The sequence below is a fragment of the Pseudomonas sp. GW823-FHT03E05 genome (assembly GCF_058796855.1).
Genome location: NZ_JBXAJB010000001.1, coordinates 371,441 through 390,039 on the forward strand (window position 1 = coordinate 371,441; position 18,599 = coordinate 390,039).

Below are 18,599 nucleotides of genomic sequence, written 5' to 3' on the forward strand. Positions count from 1 at the left end.
CTGACGTATCTCCAAAGGAAGGACACAGATGCGCGGATTTGGATTTGTTGGCGATTTAATAATTCTCGGATTGGCAGGTCTGAGTATTCTTGGCTGGATGTATCTCTGGTACGTATCGGTATTTGGTGCGGAAAAAGTGCTGGCCAGATTATTTGGTGATCATGCCTTAGCGATTGCAGCAATCGGGTTCCCTTTTTTCGCGTTCGGAGTGTTTGGTGTTGCGCTAAAGGTCCTCGGACGGCAACACATAGGATGGGCTCTTGGCATATTTGGAGTGTGCCTTCCAATCCTCGGTGTTCTTTATCTCCGCCACGAAGAGGGCCGAAAAAAACCATAGACCTGGAGCCCTCATGGCCTTCTACGACGAAATGGCCGTGATGGCTCTGGAGATGATCACAGAGTTCGGCCAGCCCGTAACCATCCGCGACTTCAAGCCTGGCGAGTACGATCCTGATACCGACTCGGCCGGCCCTGACACCATCATCGAGCAGACGGCCCAGGGTATCCTTCTCGACTTCACAGGCCTGGAGTTCCAGAACAACAGCCTCATCAAGCAGGGCGACAAGAAGCTCAAGGTCGCCGCTCAGGGGCTGGCGTGGGCGCCGGATCTGCTGAACAAGGTGGTCATTCAGGGCCGGACCTGGTCTATCGTTCCGCCGCTGAAAGAGATCAACCCAGCCGGTACGCCGATTCTGTACGAGCTGCAGGTGCGGTCATGAACCGGTACGCGGGCAGGAACGGCAGCTTCGCCGAGAACATCCGCCAGTTCGCCGAGCAGGCCCAGGCCGGCATTGACGCCACCTTTCGCGAGATCGTGATCGAGATCGGCAGCAGCGTGATTCGCATGTCACCGGTGGGTAATCCGGAGATCTGGGCCGCCAACGTGGCGCACCGAGCGGCCAACACGCGGTCAGCCGACAACTACGACTTCAAGGTCTCGGTGCGCAACACGCTGATCAACCTGGACGAAAGCAACTTCACCAAGGCCGGCAAGCTGCGCCGTGGTGTGAAGTATGCCAAGCCCCTGACCAAGACCGAGCGCGACCAGAACTTCAACGTGAACGGCCTGGTGGCCGGCAAGGACTATGTTGGCGGTCGCTTCCGGGGAAACTGGCAGTTTTCGATCGATACACCCGCCGACGGCACGCTGGATCAGGTCGATCCTTCTGGAGGTGTGACCCTGGCCAAGCTGCGGCTGCAGGTCGGGCAACTGACAGCAGGCCAGACAGCCTACATCGTGAACAACCTGCCTTATGCGGTGCCGCTCGAGTACGGGCATTCAAAGCAGGCCCCTGGCGGCATGGTTCGAATCACGCTCGCCAGGTTCCAGCAGATCGTCGACGAAGCCATCAGGAACAACCAGGTATGAGCCATAACGTGATCGCCACGATCTACCAGGCCCGGGTTATCGCCTGGGCGAAAGCCAGGGTACCGCCGCTGAAAGTGGTCGTCGAGAACGAGGCCTACACGCCAAAGGGCGGAGAAACTTACCTCCGTGCCTACACGCTGCCGGCGGATACTGCGAGCAACACCCTGGGCGGCGATCACCGGTTGTACACCGGCGTCTTCCAGGCCAGCGTTGTAACGCCATCGGGCAAGTACCGCGGTCCTGCTGTAGGCCTGGCAGATGAGATCAGTGCGCTGTTTCCGCTGTATGAACGGAACGAGAAGGCCGGCCTAACGGTGGTCACCATGACGCCACCAGACCAGGGCCCGGGTATTCAGGGAGACACTACCTACACCGTACCTGTGTCCTTCCAGTACCGCGCCGATACCAACTGATCGTCATCGCGCTAAAATCGCGTGCATTCAGATTGGGTGATCAGGGTTACGCCATGGATGATGCAACAAAAGCACGCTTACAGTGGCTGGATGAGTCAGCCGATAACCACGGCTGGAACAATCGAGAGGAAGTCAGTGCAAGTGAAAGATGCATCTGCAGCGCCTGCGGCCAGTGGTCTTTTCCAACTCAAATAACGAGATGGTACGAAGACAAGCATGCTTGTTGCCCTCACTGTGGACTGGCCGGCGTTGTCGTTGGATCCAAGTCTGGACTGCCACTTGAAGAGTACGAAGGTTGCCGATTTCCTGAGTAGCGCTTCTGCTCCATAAATCGCCCTTCGGGCAACCCTACAAACCCGCCATTGAGCGGGTTTTGTCATTTCTGAAGAGAGGAAACACCCAATGGGCTACAAAATTCCCAATGGCGGCACCTTCCAGCACGCCGCGACTTACGCCACCGCTCTGTCCTTCACCGCAATTTCCAACGCCTCCGAGGCGGTCGCCACCGTTGTGGGCGCCGACCTGGACGCCGGCGATATCGTGCTGCTGACCTCCGGCTGGAGCAAGCTGGACAACAAGGTGGTGCGCATTAAAGCCGCGACTGCCACGGCGATCACCCTGGAAGGGATCGATACCACCGATACGCAGCTGTTCCCGGCTGGCAACGGTGCAGGCACCATGAAAAAGATCCTCACCTGGGTACTGATTCCGCAGGTTACCGACCTGGCTTTCTCCGGCGGCGAGCAGAACTATCTCGACGTCACCTTCCTGGAAGATGACCAGGGCAAGCAGATCCCGACCGACAAGTCCGCGGCGAGCATGGTGCTGACCATCGCAGATGATCCGGCTCAACCCTTCAACGCGGTGCTGATGTCGGCTGATGCGGGCAAGAAGGTGCAGGCTGCAAGGCTCAACCTCCCGGGCAATGACACGCTGCTGTACGGGGCCTACACCTCGTTCTCCAAGCAGCCGGCGGTATCGCGTAACAACCTACTGACCCGCACCGTCAACCTGGCGCTGCAGTCCGAGCCAACCCGCTATCTGACCTCGGTGTAACCCATGGCAAAGTTCTCGCTGATCCAGAACCCAACCTTCAAGGCTGACGTGCTGATCCCTCAGTTGGGCGGCGAGCCGGTGAAGGTGGGGTTCGAGTTCAAGTACCTGGACCGGACCGGCTTGGCCGAGCTTTACGCCGAGTGGGGCGAGCGGCACAAGGCCCTGGGATTGAAGGCTGACGAGTTGGACCTGAAAACCTTCACCGCGGCCCAGATCGACCTGCAGGTGGATCAGGTGAAGGCTGTGGTGGCTGGCTGGGACTTCGAAGAGGAGTTCAACGACCAGAATATCCGCATCCTGGTCACCTCGATTGTCTCGATACCCAGCGCGGTATTGGCTGCATATTCCGAGGCGTTCAATCAGGCCCGCCTGGGAAACTCCTAAGCGCCGCGCGCGCACTCTACGAGCAAGGGCCTTCGGCTGAAGAGCTGAAGATCTTTGGCTTTCTGGTGGGTGATCTCACCGGCCAGGACTGCGAGGTCTGGCCAGACAACTGGCCGGCCTTCACCGTTTTCGAAGCGATGAGCACCCAGTGGCGGGTCGGCGCGTGCGGCGCTACCGGTCTGGACTACGGCGTCCTGCCGAGTGTCATCCGAATGTGTGGTGTGCCGGCTGGCTCCCGGCAAAGCATTTTCAATGACATCCGGCAGATGGAGGCTGAGGCCCTGACCGTAATGGTTGAACACACAAGTAAAAGCTGATCCCCTGAGGCCTTTGGCGCCTCCTTCGTGTGATGGTAGAGTTTCGCCAAATCACGATGAGGGATCAGCATGAGAGTTTTGATTGGGGCCCTGGCCATTGCTTTTTTGGCTGGGTGCGCATCACCACCGCCGTTAAACTTTTCCGTTCAGGGACTGCAAATGTCCACCAACAAAATTGATGCGGACTTGAGGTCCATGTCCGTGTCTTTTGCTGGTCCTAATGAGGCTCGTGGAGAAATCCCTTCGAATGGAGAAGAGGTCCCCAGGTTCTGGGAAAGTGCTTTGCGTGAAGGCGTTGATAGAATCTCGGTTTTCAATGATGACTCCTCCCAAAAAGTGAACATTTTTGTGAAGATCACGGAATTGGACATTGCTGGGGGAGGCGTCACGATGACGTCGAAGGCGAGAGCTACCTACCAGATTGTAAATAGGAAGTCGGGCAAGATTGTCTATGAGCGAGACGTCGCTAGCATTGGCTCAGTTCCTGGAACGTATGCTTTTTCGGGAGCGACGCGGATTAAAGAGTCAATCAACAGGGCTGTTCAGGAGAACATCCGAGTTTTCCTAGAGGCAATAAGTGTGGCAAAGATTGATGCTTAAGCGTTGTTGTAGGTGCCTGACTTGAGATTGACATGAGGCCAGTCTGAGGTTCATGAGTACTTATTACATATCGCGCCTGAACACCTTTTTGTAAAAAGCCCGCCTTGAGCGGGTTTTTTATTGCCTAAGGAAATGCAACTGAAAGTGGGGCATCCCACAGAAAAGAGAGACGTCAATGAGCACTACCTTCGCTTCGATCGGCATTGCAGTTGAGTCGTCCCAGGCCGTCAAGGCTGCTGATGACCTCGACAAGCTGGTGGATTCGGCGGTCGATGCCGAAAAAGCGATTGATGAACTCGGCAAGTCCGGTGAAGGCCTGGCCAACACCGGCAAGAAGATCAGCCAAGCTGAGGCTGAGGCCGCCCAGGGCATCGATAAAGCTACCAGCGCGAAGGAGCGCCAGGTCGACGCGAGCCGCAAGGCCGGGACAAGCGCCGCCAGCGAAATCGCCATCATCAGCCAGCTCGACAGGGCGATGACCGGCAACATCGATAGCATGGAGAAGCTGGTCCAGGCAGAGGGATTGCTTGAGCGGGCCCGCAAGGGCGGCCTGGTCACCATTGAGCAGCAAGAGGCCTATCAGGAGCGCCTCGGCAAATCCTTCGACAAGATCGAGAAAGCCGAAGCCAAGGAGACGGCGCAGAAGCAGCGCCTGATTGACGCCGAGAACCGGCAGATCGAGGCACTGAAGCGCACGGTCAACAGTATCGACCCCCTGAATGTGAAGCTGGCCAAGCTGGAGGCGCAGGAAAAGGCCGCCCATGAAGCTTTCCGTCTTGGCGCAATCAACGCTGACCGCTATAGCGAGGCCCTGGCCAAGGTAGGCAAGGATCGGGCTGGCATCACGGCTACAGAGGGCGCGTTCGACAAGCTGAAGCTCGGTACCCGCCAGGCTCAAGAAAACGTCATGCAGCTGACCAACGCCCTGCAATCTGGGGACTGGGGAAGTGGTGTTCGTGCGGTTGCGCAGCTTGGTGCTGGAGCCGGTGCCAGTGCTGCTAGCCTTTTCGCGCTCGCGGCGCCTATCGCTCTTGTAACTGCTGCAATCGGTGGCCTTGCCTACGCCTATTACAAGGGCAGCGAAGAGCAGGATGCCTTCGACAAGTCACTGATCTTAACTGGCGGATCGGCCGGGCTTACCGCTTCCCAGCTTGGCGTCATGGCCAAGCAAGTCAGCGATATGGTCGGGACAACAGGGCAGGCCGCGGAGGTTCTGACCACCCTTGCGGGTAACGGCAAGATTGCTGGAGAGAGCTTTCTGGGGATCACCCAGGCCGCCGTGTCTATGCAGGAGGCAACAGGCAAGGCGGTGGGCGACACGATCGCCGAGTTTGTGAAGTTGGCTGATGAGCCCGTTAAGGCCTCTGCCGCGCTCAATGAGCAATACCACTATCTGACTACGTCGGTTTATTCGCAGATCGTTGCTCTCGAAGAACAGGGGCGACATGCGGAGGCGGTAAAGCTGGCCACCGATCAGTATGCGGATGCGATCAACGACCGGACGCCCAAGATTCTGGAGAACCTCAGTCTCTGGGAGAAAGGTTACAACCTGGTCGCAAAGGCTGCGGACAATCTGAAGAACGCAGGGCGCAGCCAATCCAACGCGGAGCGGATTCAAACTGCAAAGGAGGCTCTTGAGCGCCTTGAAACTCGAGGTGGCAGTGAGAGAATACCGGGCGAGTATCCTGTTTACATTGGTGAGAAGGGAAAACAAAGCCTCCGCGATTACATCAAGGGATTGGAAGTAAAGGACGCAGCAGAGACCGATTACGCGAAGAGGCAGAAAGAGCGTAACGCGATCATGGAGGCCGGCCAGAAGGCGATTGATAAGCTTGATGCGAGAAAGAAGGCCACAAGATCTAACGCAGACAAACGCAAGGATGAACTGGAGGATCTGGAAAAAGAGCTTGCAGCTCTCCGGGTGTCTGATCCGACTAATAGTCGCTTGACCAAGGAAAGTGTTGATGGTCAAAAAACGGCGATTAACAGCAAGTACAAAGACACGAAGACCGCCGCCAGCGCGGTAGATCTGACGGCCTTCAACACCTCGAAAAACAACCTCGCCGGCATCCTGTCCGAGTACAAAAATGCCCAGAAGGAACTGGACGCAGCGCAGAAGGCTGGGCTGGTGTCCCAGGCCGACTACCTGCTCAAGCGTGAGGCCTTGATCGGCAATGAGCGGGACGAGGTCACAGCGGCCTATGAAGCGGAAATTGCGGCACTTGAGGCCGCCAAGGGTAAGGCCAGTACCTCCGCCGCCCAGCGCATCCAGTTGGACCAGAAGATCGCCGATGCCCGAGCCGCCATGGTCAAGGCTCAGCGGGACGCTGACACCGAGCTGATCGTGCTGGCTAAGAACGAAGAGGGCAGGCTGAAGAAGCAGGAGCTGGCGGTCAAGACCTACACCAGCGCTCTGCAGCAGCAAGTCGATACTCTGCGCGAGCAGGGCATGCGTGCTGCCGCGGGTCTTGGCCAGGGTGACCGCCAGCGAGACCTGACGAACCAGCAGAACGCGATCGATGACCGCATCAACCAGCAAAAGCTGGACCTGGCCAACCAGTACGGCGATGGCTCCCGGGGCATGAGCCTCGACGAGTACACGCAGAAGCTGCAGGCATTGGAAGCCACCCAGCAGAAGCTGCACGACACCGTGGTCAGCAACTACGACGACATGACGGCAGCTCAGGGCGACTGGAGGAATGGAGCATCTTCGGCCTGGCAGAACTACCTGGAGTCGGCACGGGATGTTGCTGGCCAGACCAAGAGCCTTTTCACCAACGCCTTCGGCTCAATGGAAGACGCGATTGTGCAGTTCGCGATGACCGGGAAGCTGTCGTTCGCTGACTTCACCAAATCTATTCTCGCTGATATGGCCCGAATCGCTGTGCGCCAGGCCAGCTCCTCGGCACTGAGCTCGTTGTTCGGCATGGCGGCTTCTGCTGCTGGGTCGTACTTCGGCGGTGGGGCGGCCTCGGCCGGCTCAACGCAGGCCGGGTATACCGGGGTCGACTTCTCCAGCTATCAGGCCAACGGTGGCGGATGGGATGGCGGTGTCCAGTTTTTCAAGGATGGCGGCGCCTTCACGAACAGCATCGTGAGCAAGCCCACCGCTTTCGGGATGGCTGGCGGCAAGACTGGAGTTGTCGGCGAGGCTGGGCCCGAGGCGATTGTGCCGCTGGCCAGGACCTCTGGCGGACAGCTGGGTATCCGAGCATTGGGCGGTGGTTCAAGCTCAAGCAATAACCAGGTGGTGATTCAGCAGACCTTCAACGTCCCTGAAGGGAGCGGCGGGGCCAGCGAAGCGGACGGCCAGGTTCTGGCTCAGGCCTATGCCAAGTCCGCCAAGCAGGGCGCCCAAGAGCAGATCGCGAAGGACCTCCGGCCAGGAGGCCAGATCTACATGGCCATCAGGGGGCGTGGTTGATTGGCGTTGCCCGCTTCGGCGGGCTTTTTTATGCCTGGAGAAAATATGGCAACTGAAACCTTTACCTGGAAGCCGAACAACGATCCTGCGGCGACCATTGCGTTTCGAACCAAGTCGGCCAAGTTCGGCGATGGTTACGAGCAGCGGGCCCAGGACGGAATCAACAACCGCTCGCAGTCCTGGCCCCTGACGTTCACGGGCCAGAAGGCGCGCATCAAGGAAATTATGGCGTTCCTCGACCGGCATGCCGGCGCAACGCCTTTTTTTTGGTCTGACCCGCTGGGCGGTCAAATGCTCTATCGATGCTCCGAGTACCAACCCAAGGCCATGGGGGGCGATGCCTACACCCTGACCGCAACCTTCGAACAGGCATTTCACCCATGAGCATTCGGCTAATCGATGTAGGCGAGGAGGCGAACGACGAGACCGGCGACACGCTTCGTGACGGCGGGATCATCATTAACGAGAACTTCGCGGAGCTTGATACGCGCACAGAGGCAGCGCAGGCGAAGGCTGATCAGGGTGTGGCGGATGCGGCAGAAGCACAGGATGCCGCCGCCGCGGCGAAGGCAGTGGCCGATGCTGCGGTGCCAGGGTCAGACCTCGGCGTAAAGGTCGCGCAGTTGGTCAACGGGAAAGTTCCGGTGCCTCAGCTTCCGGATTTCGTTGAACCCGTTGCAGGTAAGGGGTTGTCCTCAAATGACTACACCACGCCAGAGAAAACCAAGCTCGGCAACCTGATCAACGCCAAGGACTACGGCATCGGCGCGCAAGCTCCGCTCGTCGACAACATCTATCAGCTTAAGCTTGGCGGCATCACCTACTGGAACCAAAGCACCGTCGGACGGCCCCCGGCAGCAGGGGGCGGCCAGCTGCTTTCGATGACAGGCGGCGCCGATGGCGATTCATCCACCTTTATCGCCACGTCGCTTGATGGGGAGAAGGTCTGGTTTAGCCGGGTCAACGGAGCCACCAGGGGGCCATGGAAACCTTTTGTTCTGGCTGGAGACTTTGGTGTCGGGTCAAAGGCTCTGGATGTAGCCGCTGATGACGTGACGGGCTTTGGTGCCTATGGCGGGACAACCCCAGGATTCCCAGCGGGTCGCAATGGTCAAGTTATTACGCTGATGGGGGCATCAACGCGACGTACCCGGATTATCACCGACCATGATGCCGACATTCTGACATTCCAGCGCTATACGGACTCCTGGCAGACACCTCGAAGGGTTATGTTGGCCAGTGATTACGGCCTAGGGTCGGACCCCAGGGGAGGGCGCCCCACCGACGGGGTGGGGTATATCTCCGATATCAACGTGCTGCGAGCCAGTGGTAAGTACATCGTCACTCCGGAAACCGTTGGAGGCGCTGGATTCTACGGAACACTTGAGATGAGCTGGTATGACCCGACCGGCTGGACAATGCTTGCGCGCCCATTAACAGGCGGCGCAATGGCTACGCGCGCAAGCATTAATGGCTCCGTGGGCGGCTGGGAGTGGTACTACCCTACAAAGCGCTACCAGAGCGACGGACTGACGTACACCAACGGCCTACTCCAGAGTATCCAGCACGGTCTCGGCGCTATCCCCACCAGCATGCAGCTCTTTGCGGTTCCTATCGTAGATCAAGCGTCATGGTCCGCTGGCATTCATGTGCTACCAGCATCTGGCTATTCAATCGGGGCTAACGGATCGCTGATATTCATCAAGGTGGCATCCACCGGACTAACCGTTCTTGACGCCCAGACAGGTGCGTCAGCCAACCTCACCCCTGCGAACTGGAGGATTGTTATCCGTGCAGCCGCCTAAAATTGAAGACCTGGAAATCAGCCCTCCACCTCAAGATCCATCAATCCTCTACGTTGACAAGGACGGGGTGCAGATCATAAAGACCAACGGACCAGCGCCGGAAGGCGGAATTGCGGTGGAGGGCACGCCGGAATACTTCGACCAGGTTTGGCTTTTCCCAGGCTGGGGCCCCTCAGCGTACAAGCAAGGTGTAGCGGATGTGGCATGGATAGCTGAGGAGCTGGAGGAGGTGGCAAAGCAGCTTGATCGCTTGGAAGAGGCGGAAGCGGGGATTGACGTTGCCGACCTGCTGCCTGGTACGCGCAAGCAGTGGCTCACATATCGCTGCCAGCTCAGAACCTGGGCGAAAGGCGGCTCCGACTTCCCTGATCCGGAGCGTCGCCCGCAGCGGCCGGAGTAAGTTTTCGAACCCCGCCAACGAGCGGGATTTTTTTTGCCTTGAGGAAACACGATGCCAATTACGGCCGATATCCAGACCTTGGAGCCTGGCGCGTGGGTGGAGCTTTTCGAACTCGACGCTACCGCGCTGGGCGCCGAGCTGTACCGCTTTCACGGCTACCCGCAGCAGTCGTCGATCTACTGGCAGGGCGAGGAGTATTCGCCCTGGCCAATCAAAGCCGAGGGCTTCGAAATGACGGGGCAGGGCGCTCAGCCTATGCCGACCCTGTCCGTTGGCAACGTTGGCGGGTTCATCACAGCCTTGGTGCTGTACTTCGAGGATCTGGTGGGGGCGAAGTTGATCCGGCACCGGACCCTGGGCAAGTACCTGGACGGCCAGCCCGAAGCAGACCCCGACGAAGAGTTGCCGCCGGACATCTGGTACGTCGAGCGCAAGGCTGCCGAGAACAACGAAACGGTGCAGTTTGAGCTGGCCTCGGCCCTGGACTTCGCCGGGGTTCAGCTGCCGCGCCGGCAGATCGTGACCAACGTCTGCTGGTGGCTCAGTTGCGGCGGTTATCGCGGGCCCTACTGCGGCTACAACGGCGGGCCCGTGGCCGATGAGAACGACATCATCGTCACCGACGCCTCCAAGGACAAATGCGGCGGGCGCCTGAGCAGCTGCAAGCTTCGCTTCGGCGAGAACAATCCTCTGCCTTACGGCTCATTCCCGGCCGCTGGCCTGCTTCGGAGCTGACCATGAACAAGTCCACTTGCGCCGCCATTGAGCGGCATGCGCTGGCTGAGTACCCGCGTGAGTGCTGCGGCCTGGTGATTCGCGAAGGGCGAAAGGAAGTCTATGTGCCTTGCCGCAACACGGCCTCGACGCCCAGTGAGCATTTCCGCCTGGCGCCCGAGGACTTCGCCGCCGCCGAGGATCGCGGCCAGGTGCTGGCAGTCGTGCATAGCCATCCAGACTACCCAGCAGCACCCAGTGAGGCAGATCGCGTGTCCTGCGAGGCTTCCGGGCTTCCCTGGCACATCCTTGAGGTCCGCAAGGGCGATGATGAACGGGTGCGCCCAGGCGAGTTTGTGAGCTTCGCGCCTGATGGCTACCAGGCCCCGCTGATCGGCCGCAAGTTCGCCCACGGCGTGCACGATTGCTTGAGCATCATCCTCGACTTCTACTGCCGCGAAATGGGCATCGACCTGGGCCAGTACGAGCGGGAGGACGGGTGGTGGGAGAAGGGCGGGAACCTTTATCTGGAGAACCTAACCGCGGCCGGGTTCAGCCAGGTCAGTGCGCCGCAGCACGGCGACATCGTGCTGATGCAGATCCGGTCGAAGGTGCCGAACCACGCCGGGGTATACCTGGCCGAAGGTGTGCTGAAGACTGAGCCCCAACACTTCCCGGCGCCAGGGTCGATTCTGCATCACCTCTACAACCGGGACAGCAAGCGGGACACCTACGGCGGGTACTGGCGAGAGGTGACTGTCAGCTACTGGCGGCACATGGCAAGCAATCTCACAAACAGGGCATAGCGGATAGCACTCTGTCGCGCTATCCCTTCAGCGAGTACATTTTTTTTAACTGTGCTGGTGTCAGCGGAGGAAGTTTCTGCGTTCGCCTGACCCCGATCCGTTTATTTTCGGTGTGCACGTTGAGCGGATAGTAACTCGCACCATACTCAAAATTGCCTTCGCAGGTTTGCACAAGCCATGCGCCGAGGCGTACTCCGTTGCTTCCAAAGGTGGATCGGTATTCGTCCAACCGACTCACACAGCCGTCTTGGAAGTCCGCTTTTATCAGATGCTCCCATTCTTGGGAGACTTCGTCATTGGCAGCGCCGGCAGTTGAGGCCAGCAGAAAGATGAGGGCAAGAGCTACTCGGCTCGGTGAGGGCATTACTGCAAGTCCTTTGCGTCTGCAGGGTGGTAACATCAGGTTTCCAGCAGCACAAAGCCCAGTCCCACGTTGGGCCCTGTGCATCTGGTACTATCCCGCTTCCGCCTGAGCCATCTTCCAGAAACCTTCCAGATCATATTGAGGGTAAGGTCGGGTCGCTGTCGGGAAATAGTTGTCCAACTGCTCCAGCAGGCTGAGAGCGAAGCAACGAAGCTCGCTGGTTAGCTTTGTGCCGTAGGGCATGAATGTGCAGCAGCGGTCAGTCCTGCCAGACCAACCCTCAAGGGCATTTATGAGTCCCTGACGGACTGCTAAAGCAGCCAGTACGTCATTCGATGGGTTGCTCAGCGCAGTTTTCAAAGATATTAGTCGGTGTGGCATCTAAGTTCCTTCTGATCATGGCGTGTAAGTCCGCGCGGATGTACCCGGCTCTTGGCCGGGCTTCAGTTGCCTGCTGATTGAGTCTCAAACATCTGACGGATCGTATGGTCGTGCTCTTGCTGTGTTGCGCGGTACAGCAGCAAGCAGGTCGAGACGTTTCACTACAACCAGGCTGCCGTAGAGCGCTTCCGAGAGATCTTGCAGGACATCTAACCCTCCCATTTTCACGAACCCCGCCCATGCGGGGCTTTCGTGCTTGAGCGTAAATGGTATTCTCCAAGAAAACATGGAGAGTTGTTATGCGCTGGATTTCACTTCTGCTTCTGTCGTTATTTTTAGTTACTGGCTGCGCCTCAAAACCGACCCCTGAGCAAATACAGGCGGCTGATTATGGAGCCTCTGTGTATCAGGAGGACGCCGAGAAAGCAGTGAAAAATTTCTTTGGCATTTATCTGAAAGACCCCGACTCAGCTCGATACAGCTTTGGCACGGTATACAGGGGGTACATGGTAGGCAGCGTTTTTGAAGGCAGGAAAATTGAGGCAGGATTTCTCTTGGATGTGACGGTCAATGCAAAAAATAGTTACGGTGGATACGTTGGCGCCAAGCCTTATAAGTTTCTCATCCGGAATGACAAGCTAGTCGGCGGGTGGGAGATCGGCTCAAGCGGTATACCAATCAGAATCCGGTAAGCCAATTTTTGTCTTTGTATCTCTGTTCGAGAGGTAATCATGCGGATACTGATTGGGGTGGTTGCGCTGGCGCTGTTGGCGGGATGTTCAACCCCATCTGACTTGATGGCAGGAAATCCAGTCAGCACCCACATTTCTACGAAAAAACCCAAGGACATTGCGCTCTGTGTGTATCCGGCATGGCAGGACTACAGGTCCACATCTGTGATGAGCGAGACCCAAAATGGATATCGGATTATTGCTGGAACTGACTCTGGCCAAACCGATGATGTTTTGAACATTGAGCTTGCTCAGCAGGGTAGTGGGAGCATCGTCAAGCTCTATCAGAGAGCTTCCTGGTCGCAGATTGGTCGAGGCGGTCTTGTCCCCTCGTTGAACAGGTGTTTGTGAACGCCGAATACTCAAGCCGCCTACGGGCGGTTTTTTATTGCCTGGAGAAAATATGTCTGCTGAAAAGATGCAAACCGTCCTGCTGTCTGGCTCCCTGGCTAAGCTATTTGGCCGTCGGCACAGGATGATTACCCGGGGAGGTTGGCGGGACATCATGGGTTATTTCAAGCAGTTTCCGGGCTTTGAGCAGCATATATCTGAGAGCTCAAGCAAAGGACTGCGCTATGCGATCTTCAATGGGAAGGAAAACCTTTCCGAAAGAGATCTTGTAAAACCAACCGGGCGTGATGCTGTACGGATTGTCCCAGTCATTTCAGGATCGAAGCGCGCGGGCCTACTGCAGACAATCGTGGGTGCGGTTCTGATTGCTGCTTCCTTCATTCCTGGATTTCAAGGGCTTGCCCCAGCAGGTATTGCAATGGTTGCCGGCGGCGTAATTCAGATGCTCAGCCCGCAAGCCAAGGGCCTGGGCACCCAGGACAGCCCCAATAACCGGCCCAGCTACAGCTTCAACGGCGCCGTAAACACCAGCGTCCAGGGCAACCCGGTCCCGCTGCTTTATGGCCGGATGATCGTCGGCAGCGCGGTGATCAGCGCCGGAATCTACTCCGAAGATCAGATGTAAGTCTAACCCGCCACCAGGCCCGCCGAGTGCGGGTATTTTTTTGCCTGAAGGAAAGCCATGAACAACCAGATCATCACCGGAGCCAAGGGCGGCGAGTCGAAGCCACGGCCGTCCGTTGAGGCCCCCGACAGCCTGCAAAGTACCGCGTATGCGCGGATCCTCGACCTGGTGAGCGAGGGCGAGATCCAGGGCCTGGTCGCGGGTGAGCGCTCGGTCTATCTCGACGAGACTCCGCTGGCCAATGCCGACGGCACCCGTAACTTCAGCGGTGTCACTCTGGACGCCCGCACAGGCAGCCAGGATCAGCTGCATATCCCGGGCTTTCCAGCGGTCGAAAGCGAGATCGCGGTGGGTGTTGAGCTGAAGTATGGCCAACCCTGGGTCCGCGCTGTGCAGAACCTGCAGCTGTCGGCCGTGCGCGTGCGCTTGTCCACCCCGCGCCTGGCGCAGACGAACACCAGCAACGGCGACACCAATGGCTACACCGTGCAATACAAGATCGAGGTTTCCACCGACGGCGGGCCCTATGTGCAGGTGCTGGCCTCGGCGTTCAGCGGCAAGACCTCGACGAAGTACGAGCGCTCCCACCGGGTGGACCTGCCGCCGGCGAGCAGTAACTGGCAGATTCGCGTTACCCGCCTGACGCCGAACAGCACCTCTGGCGCTATTGCGGACAAGACGAGCATCGACGCCATCACCGAGGTCATCGACGCCAAGCTGCGCTACCCGGGTTCTGCTGTCGTCGGCCTACAGTTCGATGCCTCGCAGTTCCAGGCGATCCCCACCAGATCCTTCGACCTTCGCGGCCGCATCATTCGCGTGCCGAGCAATTACGACCCGGAAAGCCGGCTGTACTCCGGCATCTGGGATGGTTCGTTCAAGTTAGCCTGGACTGATAACCCGGCCTGGATCTTCTACGACCTGTTGCTGCACTTCCGCTATGGCCTGGGCCACCTGCTGAACGAGGGCCAGGTGGACCGCTGGGAGCTGTACCGCATCGGCCAGTACTGCGATCAGATGGTGCCGGACGGGAAGGGCGGCATGGAGCCGCGGTTCACCTGCAATCTGTTCCTGCAGACCCGCTCCAACGCCCTGGACGTGCTGCAGGACCTGGCCACGACCTTTCGGGGAATGTCGTACTGGGCCGCCGGGTCGGTCATGGCTATTGCCGATATCCCGGAAGACCCGGTTTACACCTACTCGAACGCCAACGTGATCGACGGCAAGTTCGGTTACTTCGGCTCAGCCAAGAAGACCCGCTACACCGTGGCCCTGGTCAGCTGGAACGACCCGGCCGACTTCTACCGGCAAAAGGTCGAGTACGTCGATGACCAGGCTGGTATCACCCGCTACGGGATCCAGCAGACCGAAATCACCGCCACCGGCTGTACTTCCCAGGCCCAGGCGCAGCGCATCGGCAAGTGGGCGCTGCTGACCAACCGCTTGGAAACCGAAAGCGTGGGGTTCTCTGTGGGTCTGGACGGCACCCTGGCGCGCCCCGGGCAAATTATCCGTATTGCGGACAATGATCGGGCAGGGCGCCGCATTGGTGGGCGCCTGCGCTCTTCCACGCTCGATAGCCTGGTACTGGATGCCGACGTGAAGGCATACCCCGGCGACACCATCACAGTGATCATGCCCACGGGCACTGCTGTCTCCCGCAAGATCAAATCGGTCGGGTATCCGCTGACCTGGGACCGCAAGGGGATCAAGTGGTCGAGTGGTCGCGTGACGATGGATACCACCGGGTTTCCTGCTGAAGTCCAACAGGTTGTGCTGGAGAAGAAGCTGGATGAACTGCCGCCCCAGCATTCGATGTGGGCGATTGACTCGACAACCCTGGCCACCCAACTGTTTCGCGTGATGTCGGTGGCGGAGGATTTCTCCGACTCGGAGATCAAGTTCACGATCAGCGCGGTACGCCACAACGCGAGCAAGTACGGCGCAATCGACAACGGCACGCGCATCGATCGGCCACCGGTGACGGTGATCCCGCCGAGTGTCCAGCGGCCGCCGGCGAACGTGACGGTGAGCAATGACCACTTCGTCGACCAGGGCAGCGCGGTCAGCGTCATGACGATTGAGTGGGAGAGGCCAGAAGCGGCGATCGCCTACGAAGTCTACTGGCGAAAGAACGATGGCGACTGGATCTTTGCCGGCCGCACGGGCACCACATCCATCGATGTGAGCGGGATCTACGCGGGGCGGTATGTGGCCAAGGTGCGGGCCATCAACTCGCTCGACATCGGGTCGGTGTTCGCGACCTCAGTCGAGACCGTGCTGAACGGCAAGACCACGCCGCCGCCCGTGCCGTCGTCATTCACCGCCGAGTCGATTGTGTTCGGCATCAAGTTGGCCTGGGGCATCCCGGCCGGAGTCACCACCGCGGATCTGCAACGAACTGAAATCTGGTACAGCCAGACCAATCAGGTGGCCACGGCGACCAAGTTCGGCGACTACGCCTATCCGCAGACCGACCTGACCATCATGGGCCTGGCAGCTGGCGTGCGGTTCTTCTTCTGGGCCCGGCTGGTGGACCGCATCGGCAACGTCGGCGCTTTCTACGGGCCGGTGATGGGACAGTCCTCCGCCGATGCCGGTGTGATCCTTGAGTACCTGAACGACCAGATCACCGAGACGCAGTTGAGCCAGCATCTGCTGGAAAAGATCGACTCGGGTGGCGGTGCGCAGGTTGAGATCGAGACCCTGAAAAGCGAGCTCGCGGCCATGTACTCGATCAAGACCCAGCTCACGGTCGACAACAAGCCATACCTGGCCGGTATTGGTGTTGGTGTGGAGAACAACGAAGGGGTCATCACCAGCCAGGTGCTGATCGCCGCAAGCCGATTTGCAATTGTAGACCCGAACGCTACGGAGATTTATTACCCATTCGTTGTTCAAAACAATGCCGCCTATCTCGACACTGCATTCATCAAGAACGGCTCAATCGACATGCTCAAGATCGGCAGTAACTTGCAGTCTGAGAACTATGAGGCTGATGTTTCGGGCTGGGCGTTTCGTCCGGATGGAACATTCCAAATGATGGGCAACTCCCCAGGAGGGGCAAGGCTGATGATCAACAACAAAGGACTGTATGTTTTCCATCCGAATGGCGTTAAAGCCATCGATCTGAGCGTGGATGCAACATGACGATAGGTCTTATCACCCGTGATAGCAGCGGTGTAATAACCGCTGACATGACCAAAAATCTTAGCCAGATGATTGGTCATATCGAACAGAGCTAACGGCACTGTGACGTTCACGATTCCTCCTGGGAAGATACCGATAAGCATCGTATCCCCCCTTGAGCCATGCATGAATACAGCGGGAAAGCTGCCTGGCGTGATCATGACGAGCACGTCAATGTCATGGACATACAACATCCCTAGCGGCTTTCCGATGAACTGCATCATTTACTACGGGTATTACTAATGGGCCCAGCGCTAATCGTTCGCAAAGAGTCTGAAGAGATTCTTTATGACACGTCTAAGTCGGTATACGGGCTGGTCAAAAGCGGACCCGTTGAGTATCACGGGATTTGGAGGAAGCTCCATCCTGCAGGAGGGCCAAGCCCTTACTACGACAATATTTACAAGTTCACGGTAGAGAACTGTGTGAACCCAATTGTGTACGTAACAGGGACGTGCGGAAAGCCATTCGCGTCAAAGGAGGGTACGTCAAGCGTCTTCTACTTTGCCGGACCTGTTGAGGGTATCAAGGTCTATTGCTTTGATGTAATGGCCCCAATATTCAAAGGGCCAGCACTAAAAACTCGAGATGAAAACGGAGGCTTCACGTTCAACAGCCTGCAGAGGCCTTTAAATATCATCGGTACGTCAACACCACCGCCACCATCGCCACCATACCCAAACGGAAGGGTTGCGCCATTCCTCGGAGGGTATCAAGTGTTAGTGCTTGATCAGCCGCTGCTGCCAAGCAGGGCTGGATTTCGCGGGTACTTCTATACGGTGCCGTTGAATCCCGCAAAGACCTATGCGGCAAATATCCCGTGGAGCAGGGGTTGCTGGCTGGCATCTCAGCTGGGTCGTGACGAGGTGTGGCAGACAGGCTCGCAAGAGGGGTGCTCAGGTGACACCGGAAGCATAACCCATAGTTTTTGGACGTCTCCAGAGACGACCCACGGGACCGTACACAGCACGACGCCAACGGGATGGTTCTCGCTCACTGTTAACCCGAGACCGCAATGCACATACATAGATGTATCTGAGTACCCTTATCCGTTCAATCCGCAGTAGTAACAGCAGCGTATGAATGCACCCGCCTTGCGCGGGATTTTTTTGCCTGGAGAAAAGTAATGCCAATCACAGAGCAGCAACTGCTGCAGATCCCCCCAAGCCCGCCGAGTGCGGGCTTTTTTGTGCCTGGAGTTTGACCATGACAATTCAAAACGCCCGCGGCGTCCGCTCTAACAATCCTGGAAACATCGACTACAACCCACGCAACCAGTGGGAGGGGCAGCTCGGCCTGGAGGTCGGCGTACCGAAACCTCGCTTTGCCCGCTTCGATACCGCCGAGAACGGCATCCGCGCTCTGGGCAAGCTGCTGCTCAACTACCGCGGCAAGGACGGCATGCCCGGTGTGGGCAAGCTCGGTATCGACACGCCCCTGGAGTTCATCAGTCGATGGGCCCCCAGCAACGAGAACAACACCCAGGCATACGCTGCAGCGATCGCCAAACGCCTGGGCGTCGGAGTACGCGATTCGATCAACATGGCCGACCCCAAGACGCTGCGCGAGACCGTGCTGGGCATCATCGTGCACGAAAACGGTGGCAACCCTTACCCGGATGCTGTGGTTGAGGAAGGCCTGCGCAGGGCCCTGAAGTGAGCGCCGGCGCC

20 protein-coding genes are annotated in these 18,599 nt (G+C 58.3%); 19 read left to right on the top strand and 1 reads right to left on the bottom strand.

Going from position 1 to position 18,599, the window contains the following annotated elements; all coding sequences use genetic code 11:
• The first annotated feature begins 28 nt into the window (after window positions 1-28).
• The 14 genes from AC1RCO_RS01800 to AC1RCO_RS01865 all read left to right on the top strand — a co-directional run bounded on the left by AC1RCO_RS01800 (window position 29) and on the right by AC1RCO_RS01865 (window position 11,288).
• The gene (locus AC1RCO_RS01800; protein ID WP_401332123.1) at window positions 29-337 is read left to right on the top strand and encodes a hypothetical protein; all 309 of its coding nucleotides are present in this window, start codon (window positions 29-31) and stop codon (window positions 335-337) included.
• 13 nt (window positions 338-350) lie between these two features.
• Window positions 351-719: a hypothetical protein gene (locus AC1RCO_RS01805; protein ID WP_492617299.1), complete on the top strand. Its 369-nt coding sequence runs from the start codon at window positions 351-353 to the stop codon at window positions 717-719.
• Window positions 716-1,369, top strand: coding sequence for a hypothetical protein (locus AC1RCO_RS01810; RefSeq protein ID WP_492617300.1), 654 nt, complete (start codon window positions 716-718; stop codon window positions 1,367-1,369). The genes AC1RCO_RS01805 and AC1RCO_RS01810 overlap by 4 nt, the downstream gene beginning before the upstream one ends.
• Window positions 1,366-1,782, top strand: coding sequence for a phage tail terminator-like protein (locus AC1RCO_RS01815; RefSeq protein ID WP_492617301.1), 417 nt, complete (start codon window positions 1,366-1,368; stop codon window positions 1,780-1,782). The genes AC1RCO_RS01810 and AC1RCO_RS01815 overlap by 4 nt, the downstream gene beginning before the upstream one ends.
• Before the next feature lie 402 nt (window positions 1,783-2,184).
• A complete protein-coding gene (locus AC1RCO_RS01820) occupies window positions 2,185-2,838 on the top strand; it encodes a phage tail protein (RefSeq protein ID WP_102881647.1) in 654 nt (217 codons plus the stop codon).
• A 3-nt stretch (window positions 2,839-2,841) separates the two neighbouring features.
• Window positions 2,842-3,222 carry a phage tail assembly chaperone gene (locus AC1RCO_RS01825; protein ID WP_463588329.1) on the top strand — a complete coding sequence of 127 codons (381 nt, stop codon included), beginning with the start codon at window positions 2,842-2,844 and terminating at the stop codon, window positions 3,220-3,222.
• Window positions 3,223-3,287: 65 nt separating this feature from the next.
• Entirely contained in the window at window positions 3,288-3,539 is a 252-nt protein-coding gene (locus tag AC1RCO_RS01830; protein ID WP_463588328.1) for a DUF1799 domain-containing protein, read from the top strand.
• 69 nt (window positions 3,540-3,608) lie between these two features.
• The gene (locus AC1RCO_RS01835) at window positions 3,609-4,139 is read left to right on the top strand and encodes a UDP-N-acetylglucosamine acyltransferase (RefSeq protein WP_401154925.1); all 531 of its coding nucleotides are present in this window, start codon (window positions 3,609-3,611) and stop codon (window positions 4,137-4,139) included.
• Between the two features lie 175 nt (window positions 4,140-4,314).
• Window positions 4,315-7,563 (top strand): phage tail tape measure protein, encoded by a 3,249-nt coding sequence (locus AC1RCO_RS01840; RefSeq protein ID WP_492617302.1) that lies wholly within the window; start codon window positions 4,315-4,317, stop codon window positions 7,561-7,563.
• Between the two features lie 45 nt (window positions 7,564-7,608).
• Entirely contained in the window at window positions 7,609-7,947 is a 339-nt protein-coding gene (locus tag AC1RCO_RS01845) for a phage tail protein (protein ID WP_210713272.1), read from the top strand.
• Complete coding sequence (locus tag AC1RCO_RS01850; protein WP_492617303.1) at window positions 7,944-9,368, top strand: hypothetical protein; 1,425 nt, start codon at window positions 7,944-7,946, stop codon at window positions 9,366-9,368. The genes AC1RCO_RS01845 and AC1RCO_RS01850 overlap by 4 nt, the downstream gene beginning before the upstream one ends.
• Window positions 9,355-9,768 (top strand): hypothetical protein, encoded by a 414-nt coding sequence (locus AC1RCO_RS01855; protein WP_492617304.1) that lies wholly within the window; start codon window positions 9,355-9,357, stop codon window positions 9,766-9,768. Before AC1RCO_RS01850 ends, AC1RCO_RS01855 begins: the two co-directional genes overlap by 14 nt.
• Before the next feature lie 51 nt (window positions 9,769-9,819).
• Window positions 9,820-10,503, top strand: coding sequence for a phage minor tail protein L (locus AC1RCO_RS01860; RefSeq protein ID WP_492617305.1), 684 nt, complete (start codon window positions 9,820-9,822; stop codon window positions 10,501-10,503).
• Between the two features lie 2 nt (window positions 10,504-10,505).
• Window positions 10,506-11,288: a C40 family peptidase gene (locus AC1RCO_RS01865; protein WP_492617306.1), complete on the top strand. Its 783-nt coding sequence runs from the start codon at window positions 10,506-10,508 to the stop codon at window positions 11,286-11,288.
• Between the two features lie 19 nt (window positions 11,289-11,307).
• On the opposite strand, the gene AC1RCO_RS01870 is transcribed toward AC1RCO_RS01865, so the two are convergent.
• A complete protein-coding gene (locus AC1RCO_RS01870) occupies window positions 11,308-11,652 on the bottom strand; it encodes a hypothetical protein (protein WP_072444335.1) in 345 nt (114 codons plus the stop codon).
• Window positions 11,653-12,332: 680 nt separating this feature from the next.
• On the opposite strand from AC1RCO_RS01870, the gene AC1RCO_RS01875 reads away from it, so the two are divergent.
• The 5 genes from AC1RCO_RS01875 to AC1RCO_RS01895 all read left to right on the top strand — a co-directional run bounded on the left by AC1RCO_RS01875 (window position 12,333) and on the right by AC1RCO_RS01895 (window position 18,588).
• Window positions 12,333-12,725, top strand: a complete 393-nt coding sequence (locus AC1RCO_RS01875; protein WP_072444331.1) for a hypothetical protein — start codon at window positions 12,333-12,335, stop codon at window positions 12,723-12,725.
• Between the two features lie 39 nt (window positions 12,726-12,764).
• Window positions 12,765-13,115, top strand: a complete 351-nt coding sequence (locus AC1RCO_RS01880) for a hypothetical protein (protein ID WP_072444329.1) — start codon at window positions 12,765-12,767, stop codon at window positions 13,113-13,115.
• A gap of 52 nt (window positions 13,116-13,167) precedes the next feature.
• Window positions 13,168-13,740, top strand: a complete 573-nt coding sequence (locus AC1RCO_RS01885) for a tail assembly protein (RefSeq protein WP_072444327.1) — start codon at window positions 13,168-13,170, stop codon at window positions 13,738-13,740.
• Window positions 13,741-13,797: 57 nt separating this feature from the next.
• Window positions 13,798-16,890: a TipJ family phage tail tip protein gene (locus AC1RCO_RS01890; RefSeq protein ID WP_492617307.1), complete on the top strand. Its 3,093-nt coding sequence runs from the start codon at window positions 13,798-13,800 to the stop codon at window positions 16,888-16,890.
• Window positions 16,891-18,135: 1,245 nt separating this feature from the next.
• The gene (locus AC1RCO_RS01895) at window positions 18,136-18,588 is read left to right on the top strand and encodes a structural protein P5 (protein ID WP_492617308.1); all 453 of its coding nucleotides are present in this window, start codon (window positions 18,136-18,138) and stop codon (window positions 18,586-18,588) included.
• Window positions 18,589-18,599 lie beyond the last annotated feature (11 nt).

Excerpts from the sequence above, each read along its gene's own strand:
- AC1RCO_RS01800 (WP_401332123.1), top strand. The coding sequence starts at position 29 with ATGCGCGGATTTGGATTTGTTGGCGATTTAATAATTCTCGGATTGGCA.
- AC1RCO_RS01805 (WP_492617299.1), top strand. The coding sequence starts at position 351 with ATGGCCTTCTACGACGAAATGGCCGTGATGGCTCTGGAGATGATCACA.
- AC1RCO_RS01810 (WP_492617300.1), top strand. The coding sequence starts at position 716 with ATGAACCGGTACGCGGGCAGGAACGGCAGCTTCGCCGAGAACATCCGC.
- AC1RCO_RS01815 (WP_492617301.1), top strand. The coding sequence starts at position 1,366 with ATGAGCCATAACGTGATCGCCACGATCTACCAGGCCCGGGTTATCGCC.
- AC1RCO_RS01820 (WP_102881647.1), top strand. The coding sequence starts at position 2,185 with ATGGGCTACAAAATTCCCAATGGCGGCACCTTCCAGCACGCCGCGACT.
- AC1RCO_RS01825 (WP_463588329.1), top strand. The coding sequence starts at position 2,842 with ATGGCAAAGTTCTCGCTGATCCAGAACCCAACCTTCAAGGCTGACGTG.
- AC1RCO_RS01835 (WP_401154925.1), top strand. The coding sequence starts at position 3,609 with ATGAGAGTTTTGATTGGGGCCCTGGCCATTGCTTTTTTGGCTGGGTGC.
- AC1RCO_RS01840 (WP_492617302.1), top strand. The coding sequence starts at position 4,315 with ATGAGCACTACCTTCGCTTCGATCGGCATTGCAGTTGAGTCGTCCCAG.
- AC1RCO_RS01845 (WP_210713272.1), top strand. The coding sequence starts at position 7,609 with ATGGCAACTGAAACCTTTACCTGGAAGCCGAACAACGATCCTGCGGCG.
- AC1RCO_RS01850 (WP_492617303.1), top strand. The coding sequence starts at position 7,944 with ATGAGCATTCGGCTAATCGATGTAGGCGAGGAGGCGAACGACGAGACC.
- AC1RCO_RS01860 (WP_492617305.1), top strand. The coding sequence starts at position 9,820 with ATGCCAATTACGGCCGATATCCAGACCTTGGAGCCTGGCGCGTGGGTG.
- AC1RCO_RS01865 (WP_492617306.1), top strand. The coding sequence starts at position 10,506 with ATGAACAAGTCCACTTGCGCCGCCATTGAGCGGCATGCGCTGGCTGAG.
- AC1RCO_RS01870 (WP_072444335.1), bottom strand. The coding sequence starts at position 11,652 with ATGCCCTCACCGAGCCGAGTAGCTCTTGCCCTCATCTTTCTGCTGGCC.
- AC1RCO_RS01875 (WP_072444331.1), top strand. The coding sequence starts at position 12,333 with ATGCGCTGGATTTCACTTCTGCTTCTGTCGTTATTTTTAGTTACTGGC.
- AC1RCO_RS01880 (WP_072444329.1), top strand. The coding sequence starts at position 12,765 with ATGCGGATACTGATTGGGGTGGTTGCGCTGGCGCTGTTGGCGGGATGT.
- AC1RCO_RS01885 (WP_072444327.1), top strand. The coding sequence starts at position 13,168 with ATGTCTGCTGAAAAGATGCAAACCGTCCTGCTGTCTGGCTCCCTGGCT.
- AC1RCO_RS01890 (WP_492617307.1), top strand. The coding sequence starts at position 13,798 with ATGAACAACCAGATCATCACCGGAGCCAAGGGCGGCGAGTCGAAGCCA.
- AC1RCO_RS01895 (WP_492617308.1), top strand. The coding sequence starts at position 18,136 with ATGACAATTCAAAACGCCCGCGGCGTCCGCTCTAACAATCCTGGAAAC.